General features: G+C 61.9%; 15 protein-coding genes. 8 read left to right on the top strand and 7 right to left on the bottom strand.

Features of this window, described 5'->3' with window-relative positions:
• The first annotated feature begins 55 nt into the window (after positions 1–55).
• The 3 genes from NKK47_RS07020 to NKK47_RS07010 all read left to right on the top strand — a co-directional run bounded on the left by NKK47_RS07020 (position 56) and on the right by NKK47_RS07010 (position 1,196).
• Positions 56–229 (top strand): hypothetical protein, encoded by a 174-nt coding sequence (locus NKK47_RS07020; protein ID WP_023719167.1) that lies wholly within the window; start codon positions 56–58, stop codon positions 227–229.
• A 128-nt stretch (positions 230–357) separates the two neighbouring features.
• Positions 358–786, top strand: a complete 429-nt coding sequence (locus tag NKK47_RS07015) for a VOC family protein (RefSeq protein WP_352456933.1) — start codon at positions 358–360, stop codon at positions 784–786.
• A 56-nt stretch (positions 787–842) separates the two neighbouring features.
• Positions 843–1,196: a DUF1428 domain-containing protein gene (locus NKK47_RS07010; RefSeq protein WP_023678403.1), complete on the top strand. Its 354-nt coding sequence runs from the start codon at positions 843–845 to the stop codon at positions 1,194–1,196.
• Here NKK47_RS07010 and NKK47_RS07005 read toward each other — a convergent pair.
• The 3 genes from NKK47_RS07005 to NKK47_RS06995 form a co-directional block, all read right to left on the bottom strand.
• Positions 1,183–2,838 (bottom strand): tetratricopeptide repeat-containing sulfotransferase family protein, encoded by a 1,656-nt coding sequence (locus NKK47_RS07005; RefSeq protein WP_352456931.1) that lies wholly within the window; start codon positions 2,836–2,838, stop codon positions 1,183–1,185. The genes NKK47_RS07010 and NKK47_RS07005 overlap by 14 nt on opposite strands.
• A gap of 184 nt (positions 2,839–3,022) precedes the next feature.
• On the bottom strand, positions 3,023–3,289 hold the full coding sequence (locus NKK47_RS07000; RefSeq protein ID WP_023678405.1) for a DUF1488 family protein: 267 nt from the start codon (positions 3,287–3,289) through the stop codon (positions 3,023–3,025).
• Between the two features lie 10 nt (positions 3,290–3,299).
• A complete protein-coding gene (locus NKK47_RS06995; protein WP_023678406.1) occupies positions 3,300–3,482 on the bottom strand; it encodes a hypothetical protein in 183 nt (60 codons plus the stop codon).
• A 367-nt stretch (positions 3,483–3,849) separates the two neighbouring features.
• Between NKK47_RS06995 and NKK47_RS06990 the strand changes: the two genes are divergently transcribed.
• Both NKK47_RS06990 and NKK47_RS06985 read left to right on the top strand, forming a co-directional pair.
• Positions 3,850–4,116 (top strand): hypothetical protein, encoded by a 267-nt coding sequence (locus tag NKK47_RS06990; RefSeq protein WP_023678407.1) that lies wholly within the window; start codon positions 3,850–3,852, stop codon positions 4,114–4,116.
• The gene (locus NKK47_RS06985; protein ID WP_023678408.1) at positions 4,113–4,358 is read left to right on the top strand and encodes a hypothetical protein; all 246 of its coding nucleotides are present in this window, start codon (positions 4,113–4,115) and stop codon (positions 4,356–4,358) included. The genes NKK47_RS06990 and NKK47_RS06985 overlap by 4 nt, the downstream gene beginning before the upstream one ends.
• 138 nt (positions 4,359–4,496) lie before the next feature.
• Here the strand turns inward: NKK47_RS06985 and NKK47_RS06980 are convergent, their stop codons facing one another.
• The gene (locus tag NKK47_RS06980; RefSeq protein WP_352456930.1) at positions 4,497–4,898 is read right to left on the bottom strand and encodes a Kazal-type serine protease inhibitor family protein; all 402 of its coding nucleotides are present in this window, start codon (positions 4,896–4,898) and stop codon (positions 4,497–4,499) included.
• Positions 4,899–5,389: 491 nt separating this feature from the next.
• Between NKK47_RS06980 and NKK47_RS06975 the strand changes: the two genes are divergently transcribed.
• The 3 genes from NKK47_RS06975 to NKK47_RS06965 all read left to right on the top strand — a co-directional run bounded on the left by NKK47_RS06975 (position 5,390) and on the right by NKK47_RS06965 (position 6,646).
• The gene (locus tag NKK47_RS06975; RefSeq protein ID WP_006202520.1) at positions 5,390–5,602 is read left to right on the top strand and encodes a cold-shock protein; all 213 of its coding nucleotides are present in this window, start codon (positions 5,390–5,392) and stop codon (positions 5,600–5,602) included.
• A 228-nt stretch (positions 5,603–5,830) separates the two neighbouring features.
• A complete protein-coding gene (locus tag NKK47_RS06970; protein WP_006202521.1) occupies positions 5,831–6,043 on the top strand; it encodes a cold-shock protein in 213 nt (70 codons plus the stop codon).
• Between the two features lie 192 nt (positions 6,044–6,235).
• Positions 6,236–6,646, top strand: a complete 411-nt coding sequence (locus NKK47_RS06965; protein ID WP_352575782.1) for a BA14K family protein — start codon at positions 6,236–6,238, stop codon at positions 6,644–6,646.
• A gap of 69 nt (positions 6,647–6,715) precedes the next feature.
• Here the strand turns inward: NKK47_RS06965 and NKK47_RS06960 are convergent, their stop codons facing one another.
• The 3 genes from NKK47_RS06960 to NKK47_RS06950 all read right to left on the bottom strand — a co-directional run bounded on the left by NKK47_RS06960 (position 6,716) and on the right by NKK47_RS06950 (position 8,884).
• Positions 6,716–7,357 carry an MBL fold metallo-hydrolase gene (locus tag NKK47_RS06960; RefSeq protein ID WP_352456928.1) on the bottom strand — a complete coding sequence of 214 codons (642 nt, stop codon included), beginning with the start codon at positions 7,355–7,357 and terminating at the stop codon, positions 6,716–6,718.
• A 176-nt stretch (positions 7,358–7,533) separates the two neighbouring features.
• Positions 7,534–7,845 (bottom strand): hypothetical protein, encoded by a 312-nt coding sequence (locus NKK47_RS06955; protein WP_023678412.1) that lies wholly within the window; start codon positions 7,843–7,845, stop codon positions 7,534–7,536.
• Positions 7,846–7,990: 145 nt separating this feature from the next.
• The gene (locus tag NKK47_RS06950) at positions 7,991–8,884 is read right to left on the bottom strand and encodes a branched-chain amino acid aminotransferase (protein ID WP_352456927.1); all 894 of its coding nucleotides are present in this window, start codon (positions 8,882–8,884) and stop codon (positions 7,991–7,993) included.
• Positions 8,885–8,967: the final 83 nt, after the last annotated feature.

The raw sequence follows: 8,967 nt of genomic DNA, 5'->3' as shown, positions 1-8,967 counted from the left end.
CACGTCCTTGGGTTGCCGACACGGTGATGCCGGCGCCAATCGAGGAGAAAGCATCATGTCTATTCTGTCATCCATAGGTCACGCCGTGACGCGTTACTCGGCGGCTCGCGCCCGTTATCGCAGCGAACGCGCCATCCTTTCATTGCCGATCGAGCTGCGCAAAGATATTGGCTGGCCGGAAATCGTCGTCGACGCGCAAAACAGCCCGCGGATTCGCATCGAAGGTTGAAAGGTGGCAGTTGGCCGTCGCGACAGGCGCCATTTCGAATCCAAAAAACCATCGGCCGTGTAGGATCGTCGCCGTTCCGTTCGTCCTGTGGTTCGCAAAGGCAAACCAGACGCAAAGAGGAGCATGACATGAATGACCAGCCGCAGACCCAGCCCGCCGCCAAAGTGCTTGGCGGATTGACGCCCTACCTTCAGCTGGACGGCGCTTTCAAAGCCGCCGAATTTTACCAAAAGGCCTTCGGTGCCGAGCAGGTCTTTGCCTATCCGCCGGACGAACAGGGCCGTACCATGCATATCCATCTCCACATCAACGGTTCGACCCTGATGCTTTCCGACTTCTATCCCGAGCATGGAATGGCCGTTGTGAAGCCGCAGGGCTACACCATGCAGCTCCATCTCGGCAGCGACGATATCGACGCCTGGTGGCAGCGGGCCATCGAGGCTGGCTGCGAGGAAGTCGTGCCGTTGCAGGTGATGTTCTGGGGTGACCGCTGGGGCAATATGCGTGATCCGTTCGGCGTCGAATGGGCAATGAACGCACCGGTGAAGAAGGCGTAGCACGTTCTTTCCTTTGCCCTTTGCCGGAGAAGGAAACCTACCCAGGAGGAAATCAGATGTCCTATGTCGACGGTTTCGTACTTGCCGTGCCGAAGGCAAAGCTCGATGCTTACAAGAAGCTGGCGGAAACCGGCGGCGCCGTCTGGAAGGAGCACGGTGCTCTTGCCTACGTCGAATGCGTCGGCGACGACGTCCCTTATGGCGAGCTCACCTCGTTCCCGCGCGCCGTACAGGCCAAGGACGACGAGGTCGTCATCTTCTCATGGGTGGTCTACGAATCGCGCCAGAGTCGCGACGCGGTGATGGCCAAGGTGATGGCCGACCCGCGCCTCAAGTCGGACTGGGAGACCATGCCGTTCGACGGCAAGCGCATGATCTTTGGCGGTTTTCAGCCCTTCATCGAGCTGTAGGCGCCCCTCGATCAAGTTTGTCGTGCAGCGGCTTCAGCCGGTCGCCATAGCGCTTCCACAGGTCGACCGAGCCCTGATACATCGGCTGGCGCACTTGCGCAGCCGACGCCGTTCGCACCGGCCGGTCGGTCTGGTGGAACGACAGCACGGCGTCGGCCCACGGCAGGCCGAGATGGGCGATCAGCGCCCGCGACTGGCCTTCCTGGTCGGCGACGAAATCCTCGTAGCGAACGTCGTGCACGACATCAGGCAGCACCGCGTGCCAGTGCGCCATGATGTCGGTGTACAGATTGTGGAAATCGGCGAGCTCGTCGAGATCGTAGCCGTAGCGATGGCTGTCGCCTCGGAAGTGCACCTTGTAGATCGACAGGCAGGTCGCCGCCGCATCGCGCGCGCAATGGATGATCTTGGCCTTCGGCAGCATCAAATGGATGAAGCCCACCAAGAGGAAATTGCCGGGCATCTTGTCGGTGACGTGCCGAGAACCCGGATAGCGGGCGTGCAGCATGTCGAGATAGGCCTGGCCGGCCTCGGCATAGGCCTTGTCGGGCATGTCGGCGATGCCCCAGGGAAAGCCGCCCTTCATGCTGAGCGGAAACTGCTTGCCGACCGCCGTCTTCAATATGCTGAGCTCGCCGGCGCCATAGACCTGCGGATGGCTGGCGATGATCTGCTCGACCAGCGTGGTGCCGGAACGCGGCATGCCGACGACGAAGATCGGCGTGTCGTCGGCTATCCCGCTCGGCCTGTGCCTTTCAAAAAAGGCCTTGTCGAACACCGCCTTCATCGCCTCGAACTCGCCGCGCGTCTTGCCGGCGTCGTAGTCGATGCCCTGGCGGCGGATCGCGTTGCCTTCGGCGAAATAGTCGAAAGCGCGGCCATAATCCCTGAGGTCGTCATTGGCCTTGCCGAGGCCGAAGGAAAGCTGCATGCGCGCCAGGCTGCCTTGCGGCGCCTTGGCGTGCTCCGCCTCCATGCGGGCAAGCTCGGCGTCGCGCTCCTTCTGGCGCTTGACCTGGGTAAGCATCAGCCAGGCCCTCGCCATGCCGGGGTCCACAGCCAGCGCCTGCCTGAAAAGATCCGCAGCCTCGTCGAGATTTCCCTTTTCCATCAGCCCGACACCCAGGCCGTGCAAAAGATCGGCATCCTTCGGCCGGATCGTCAGCGCCTCACGAAAGACAGCCAGTGCCTCATCCAGCCGGCCCGCTTCCTGCAGCGTTTCGGCAAGCCCGACGCGGGCGCGGACATGGAACGGGTTACGGCCGATCGTGCCGCGATAAATATCCTCGGCGCCTTCGAATTGGCCGAGCTGCTTCAGCGACGAGCCGAGATTGTCACGCGCCGCCAGCTGGTCCGGCCGAATCGCCACCACCTTGCGGAAGAGATCGGCGGCGGCCGCGACCCGGCCGAGGTCGCGCAGCACGGTGCCGAGATTGTTGAGGAAATCCGGATTGTTCGGTTGCAGACGCACCGATTGTTCGATCAGCGCCAGCCCCTCGGCGCTGCGCCCGGTCTGGTGCAGCAGAAGCCCGAGGAAATGCGCAGCAGCCGGGTGGTTGGCCTTTTGCGCCAGCACCTGTCGGTAAAGCGCCTCGGCTTCCTGCCGGCGCCCGGCCTGGTGCAGCTGCAGCGCCTGCTGCACGTGCTGGTCGAGCCCCAGCGGCGGCTGTCCGCCTGAGCCGTAACGTGCGCCTGCCGGTTGTCTCGGATCTCTATTGATGGGAAACCTGCCGTGTTGTCCGCCTGCCGCGATCTAGGCCATCGCTGCGGCGCGTGCAAGAGCAGACGGCGGTCGCTACGAAGCAAAACTTCGAACCCGGGGGAGCCTACCGAAAGTCGGCCGGCGTCAGCACATACATGTTCCTGCGGCCGTGCGAGTAGGCTTGGCGCGCAATCTCGTGGATCGACGAACGCTTGGCGTCGAAGGCGCTGAGAAATTCGGCCTCGGCTCCGCTTGCTGCCGGGTTTGCCGCCGAAAGTGCCGCGACCTCGACAAAGAACGGGACTTCGAGCATGCCGTCATGGCCGACGAAACGAATGCGCTTGGCCGCCGCGTCATAGGAGCGGCTGGGATTGGGAAAATTGAGCGTCATGGCTTGCGCGTCAAATCAGGCGGTTGCTTTCGGCAAGCTGGCGCGCCCGCCGCGCCGTGCCGTCGGTGTCGGCAATCCTTCGCCTTGCCGCCTCGTCGCTTCTTATCGTGAGACGCGGCGACAAGACCTTTATCGGCTTTGCGACAGGACTGACTGCAACTGTCGGGACATCCGGTGTTCTTGCGGAGTTCATGACTCTCTTCCTTCCATTGCTAGATAAATACAAATGCCGGAGGAATTTTTTCGGAAGTTCTTCAAACAATTTTTGAGGTGCACCGGGACCGTATCATCGTTCTGCGGATAACTATAGAAAAGTAATTTGACGTTGGTAGGGGTAAGAGGCCGAAAACTTCTTGAATAAGCCGTATTTTCAGACTATTGGTATGAAACCGTTTTGGGCCATGCTTGGCCCCGCGGTGTCAGGGATTCTCGGCCCGCCAAACTTATCCAAATCGCCGACACCTGGTACCGCAATGCAGGCTCCGCTTCCGGGGCAGGCCGGAAAGAAACTTCAAGGCACGAGAACTTCAAGGCACAAGCGAGAACTTCGAGGCACAAGAATGTCTGCTCGCACCACCCATTCCATAGCGCATTTCGCGGCACCTTTCGTGCTTGGCGGGCTGGATGGCGTGCAGCCGGCCGGCGACTATGACATCGACCACGACGAAGAACTGATCGACGGCATGTCCTGGCCTGCCTGGCGCCGCGTCGCCACTTTCATCCATCTGCCGGCAAGGACAGTGAAAAGCGCGACCAGCCAGCTTGTCGCCATTGACCATGCCGAGCTCGACGCAGCGCTTCGGCACGACCAGGAGAATGTCACATGATCCGCTTCCAGCAGAATGCGCGGCGCACGGACACGCCGGCGCATATCTTCACCGTCGGCCAGACCGTCCGCATGAAGAGCCGCACCGGCCTTGCCCAAAAGACCGCGGAGCTGTTCCAGATCAAGAGCCGGCTGCCGGTCAAGGACGGCTCGCCGCAATATCGCATCCGCAGCGATCAGGAGACCTATGAGCGGGTCACCACGGAAGACAATCTCGAACCGGTCGACAACCCGGCCAACTGAGCCGACGCGCCACAACGCTGCTTCACATGCTGATGATGCCGCAGATCCGCGTCGCCTGCGCATCTCCAACGGGAACGGCGCTGAGCTCTACGCCGGCCCCCAGATGGTGCTTATCCGGCCAGGCTGTAGGTCGGTGCGCTAGCAGGGCCCGTCATCGACGACGCGATAATCCGCCGCGCGGGCTTCGCATTCGTTGGGGAATGTGCGCAGTTCGCCATGGCGACGGGCACAGACTGGGCGGTATTCGCGGGTGCAGAATGTCTGCTCCTCACCGCCACCACCACCGCCGCGGCACTCGCCCTCGCGAATGATGCGGTATCCGGCCCGTTCGGCAAGGCAGGCATTGGCGAAGGTCTGGCGGTCGCCGCCGCGCCGGGCACAGACCGGGTCATATTGCCTAGTGCAGAATTGCGGCCCCGGCCGTGGCGGGCGCGGCCCCGGCCCCTCATCATCCACCACGACGGTGCAGGCTGCGAGAATTACCGACAGGAACAGGATGGAAAAAACCTGCCGCGGAAAGATTGCCGCAAGAAACCGCATGAATGTTCCCTCCCTCGAAACTCCTGCCTGCACAAATGGTGCCTGGGTCAGGCCGATCCTCGTCATTCCGCTGCCAGATGCAACCCCTGTTTGCAACTGGCGAGCCAGGGCGGTATGGCGGCGCAAGCCAAGACAGCACCTGCCCCGCTGGCTGGACCATGCCTGGGTGAAGTCTGGCCGATGACCGCGCAGAGAACCGGGACTATCGGTGCGATGCGTCGGGATGCGCCTGTTGGGGCCGCCCGCGGCTGTGTCTTGCAAGCATCACGTTTCCGTGCGATAAATTTTGTGTTCGGGCATTTGCGACCCGGAGAGCGGAACGTTTTGGACGACCTTTCCCCGATACTGTGAATCTCTGACAGCCCCGTTTTCGGCGGGGGGTTTTACCCATGCGCCAATGCATGACTGCCGAAGCAACCACCGGGACTTGCCCACGGCGCCAGGCGGCGGGCGGAACCACCAAGACTGACACGGGTGAAGGAGTTTCCCCAATGGCCCAGACCGGCACCGTTAAATTCTTCAACGCTACCAAAGGCTTCGGCTTCATCACGCCCGATGGCGGCGCCAAGGATGTGTTCGTCCACATCTCGGCGATCGAGGCTTCCGGGCTGCGCACGCTCGTCGACGGTCAGAAGGTCACCTTCGATGTCGAGCCCGACCGTATGGGCAAGGGTCCGAAAGCGGTCAATCTCCGCGCTGCCTGAAACCACAGCGTGCCGCGCGTCCTTTCGGGGTGTGAGGATCTGCAAGGCTTTTGGAGTGAACTTGAATTCTGTAAAGGCGCGGCGGTTTTCGTCGCGCCTTTTGTGTTCCGGGATGCTTGCCCGCAGCCGCAAAACTTTCTCTTGCCGATGGCACTAAAATAAAGGACAAATTTCCGTCCGGGCATTTGCCGGCCCGAGACTGGACTTGTGGGATCAAAGGAGCTTCCCATGCCGCAGACCGGCACCGTCAAATTCTTCAATCACGCCAAGGGCTTCGGCTTCATCACGCCGGACGACGGGGCAAAGGATGTCTTCGTCCATATTTCGGCCGTGCAGGCGTCGGGTCTTCCCGGTCTTGAGGATGGGCAGAAAGTGACATTCGACACCGAGCCGGACAAGCGCGGCAAGGGTCCGAAAGCCGTCAACCTGTCGATCGGCTGAACCACCCCCGGACAGAATGGACGTGGGCCGGTCTGGCCTGCGGTGTTTGCCGCACGCTTGAACCGCCCAGTTAGATGAACCGCCTGGTCAAATTTCGTTCAGCCCCCGTTCAGCCACGGTCGCATATTAATCTTCGTTAAAGCCGGACCGCATCCCCCGAAAACGACCCGGGCCGGCACGAAGGAGACCGACATGAACCGAATTTTCAAGACTGCCATCCTGTCCGCCGCGGTCGTTGCGACCACGCTGGCGACCTTGCCCGCGGCCAATGCCGACGAATGGCGCCATCACCGCCGCCACCACGGCCACGGCGACGCCGTTGCGGCCGGCGTGCTCGGCCTTGCGGCCGGTGCCCTGATCGGCGGCGCGCTCGCCAGCCCGCAGCCCCGCTATTACGACCCGGCCTATGATGATGAATACTACAGGCCTGGCCCGGTGCGCCGTTATTACGTGCAGCCGCGAGTGGCCTATGCCGAAAGCTATGCGGAGCCGTGGACCCGCGGCTGGTACGAATACTGCTCGGACCGCTACCGGAGCTTCAACACCCGTACCGGCACGTTCACCGGCTATGACGGCGACCAGCATTTCTGCACCGCCAATTAGCGGAGGCAGTTTCCCGTCGGAAAAAAGCGCGGTCGCACAGGCCGCGCTTTTTGTTTCCGGCAAGCGGTTTCAGACCAGAAAAGGATTGCTCCGCCGCTCCTCACCAAAACGGCTGCCGGGACCATGGCCGCAGATAAAGCCGATGTCGTCGCCCAACGGCAAAAGCTTCTCCTTGATCGAGGCGATCAGCGCGGCGTGGTTGCCGCCCGGCAGATCGGTGCGGCCGACCGAACCGCGGAACAGCACGTCGCCGACATGGGCGAACTTCGCAGCCCGGCTATAGTAGACGACGTGGCCGGGTGCATGGCCCGGACAATGGAGCACCTCGAACTCGTGTGAGCCGAACGAAACGGTCTCGCCTTCGGCAAGGAACCGGTCGGGGACACAGTTGCGCACGGGATCGGTGATGCCGTAGCGCTTTGCCTGGTTCTCGAGATTGGCGAGCAGCGGCCGGTCGGCGGCATGCGGACCGATGATCTCGATACCGAGCGCCTCCTTCAGTTCCATGGCCCCGCCGGCATGGTCGATATGGCCATGCGTAATCCAGATCGCGCCGGCAGTGATCGCATTGTCCTCGAGCGCCGCCAGCACCTTGTCGATGTCACCGCCCGGATCGACGACAACGCCTTGTCTGTCGTCCATGTCGAAGAGGATGGTGCAGTTCTGCTGGAACGGCGTGACCGGCACGATGCCGGCGTTGAGCTGACCCATATTCGTCCTTTCACGCTGTCGGAGTGCTGCGCGTCCCCTCGAACGCGTCAGGAGAGCTCCAACCTTGAACCATGCCCTGATGTAGAGACACACGCGAACGGCGTCCACCGCTCCCACAAACGGCAAACGAAATGGGCGGCCGAAGCCGCCCATTTGAAAACCTGAAACGTCGAAGCTTATTTCTTCATCGCGTTCATGACCGCACCGATGATGCCGGTCAGGATGGCGCCGCCGCCGGCACCGCCAACGATATTTGAAATGTTCAACGCGCTGCCGGCCCCTGCCGCCGTGGCGGCTGCTGCCGGATCGACCGCGCCACCCAGCAGACTGTTGAGGATGGCCGCACCGCCGACGCCGCCGACAGCGCCTCCCAGGATTTTGGTAAGCTGCCCCATCGCCGCACTCTTGATAGCCGCACCCACCGCCTGGCCACCGATGATGCCCGTAATCACCTGAATAATGATCGGAAGAAGCGTGTTCATATCCATATTTCCAGTCCCTCCATAGCTGCCAGCCTCCCAGGCCGACGCCATCATGAGACGCCGAATTGAATGAAAGTCAAATGCGCAAACGCTTAAATAAAAGGGGCGGCCCGAAAACCGCCCCTACTTGATAAAAAACCTGTGACTTTCGTTATTCTGCAGCAATCGCGTGGTTGGGTTGAACCGCCGCAGAATAGTCGTTCATCAATGTCTTGGCGATATCGCCGACCTCGAATCGGTACGGACCGATCTCCGAAACCGGTGTCACCTCGGCCGCCGTCCCGGTGAGGAAGCACTGGTGGAAGCCTTCAAGCTCCTCCGGCATGATGGCGCGCTCGATCACCTCCACACCGCGGTCCTTGGCAAGGTCGATGACCGTGCGGCGGGTGATGCCGTCGAGGAAGCAATCAGGCTTGGGCGTATGGATCTTGCCGTCCTTGACGAAGAAGATGTTGGCGCCTGTCGCTTCCGCCACCTGGCCACGCCAGTCGAGCATCATGGCGTCGGCATAGCCCTTGGCCTCGGCGGCATGCTTGGACATGGTGCAGATCATGTAGAGGCCGGCCGCCTTCGATTTCGACGGTGCGGTGCGCGGGTCGGGGCGGCGCCATTCGGCCATGTCGAGCCGGATGCCCTTGAGCTTCTGCGCCGGGTCGAAATAGCTTGGCCACTGCCAGATGGCGATGGCGCAGTTGATCCGGCTGTTCTGTGCGGAAACGCCCATCTGTTCACTGCCGCGCCACGCGATCGGCCGGACATAGGCGTCCTGGAAACCTTGCTTCTTCAACAGCGAGCGGCAGGCGTCGTCGATCTCGGCGACCGAGTAGGGTATCTTGAAGCCGAGCAGGCGCGCCGATTCATGCAGGCGTTCGGTGTGGTCGGTCAGCTTGAAAATTTCGCCGCCATAAGCGCGCTCGCCCTCGAATACCGCGCTGGCGTAGTGCAGCCCGTGGGTCAAGACGTGGATCTTGGCGTCGGCCCATTTGACGAATTCGCCGTTCATCCAGATAAAGCCGTCCAGTTGGTCGAAGGGAACGGATGCCATGGTAACCTCCCGCGGGCGGCGGCCCGCACATCATTGTGTCGTTGCGTGTTTCGTTTCGGCCGCTGTGGGCGGCCATTGTCTCA

The sequence above is a fragment of the Mesorhizobium sp. M0019 genome (assembly GCF_040323975.1).
In the GTDB taxonomy this organism is placed as follows: Bacteria; Pseudomonadota; Alphaproteobacteria; order Rhizobiales; family Rhizobiaceae; genus Mesorhizobium.
This window is presented reverse-complemented; position numbering and strand designations above follow the sequence as displayed.

Coding starts and splice junctions, on each gene's coding strand:
- NKK47_RS07020 (WP_023719167.1), top strand. CDS start 56: ATGTCTATTCTGTCATCCATAGGTCACGCCGTGACGCGTTACTCGGCG.
- NKK47_RS07015 (WP_352456933.1), top strand. CDS start 358: ATGAATGACCAGCCGCAGACCCAGCCCGCCGCCAAAGTGCTTGGCGGA.
- NKK47_RS07010 (WP_023678403.1), top strand. CDS start 843: ATGTCCTATGTCGACGGTTTCGTACTTGCCGTGCCGAAGGCAAAGCTC.
- NKK47_RS07000 (WP_023678405.1), bottom strand. CDS start 3,289: ATGACGCTCAATTTTCCCAATCCCAGCCGCTCCTATGACGCGGCGGCC.
- NKK47_RS06995 (WP_023678406.1), bottom strand. CDS start 3,482: ATGAACTCCGCAAGAACACCGGATGTCCCGACAGTTGCAGTCAGTCCT.
- NKK47_RS06990 (WP_023678407.1), top strand. CDS start 3,850: ATGTCTGCTCGCACCACCCATTCCATAGCGCATTTCGCGGCACCTTTC.
- NKK47_RS06985 (WP_023678408.1), top strand. CDS start 4,113: ATGATCCGCTTCCAGCAGAATGCGCGGCGCACGGACACGCCGGCGCAT.
- NKK47_RS06980 (WP_352456930.1), bottom strand. CDS start 4,898: ATGCGGTTTCTTGCGGCAATCTTTCCGCGGCAGGTTTTTTCCATCCTG.
- NKK47_RS06975 (WP_006202520.1), top strand. CDS start 5,390: ATGGCCCAGACCGGCACCGTTAAATTCTTCAACGCTACCAAAGGCTTC.
- NKK47_RS06970 (WP_006202521.1), top strand. CDS start 5,831: ATGCCGCAGACCGGCACCGTCAAATTCTTCAATCACGCCAAGGGCTTC.
- NKK47_RS06965 (WP_352575782.1), top strand. CDS start 6,236: ATGAACCGAATTTTCAAGACTGCCATCCTGTCCGCCGCGGTCGTTGCG.
- NKK47_RS06960 (WP_352456928.1), bottom strand. CDS start 7,357: ATGGGTCAGCTCAACGCCGGCATCGTGCCGGTCACGCCGTTCCAGCAG.
- NKK47_RS06955 (WP_023678412.1), bottom strand. CDS start 7,845: ATGGATATGAACACGCTTCTTCCGATCATTATTCAGGTGATTACGGGC.
- NKK47_RS06950 (WP_352456927.1), bottom strand. CDS start 8,884: ATGGCATCCGTTCCCTTCGACCAACTGGACGGCTTTATCTGGATGAAC.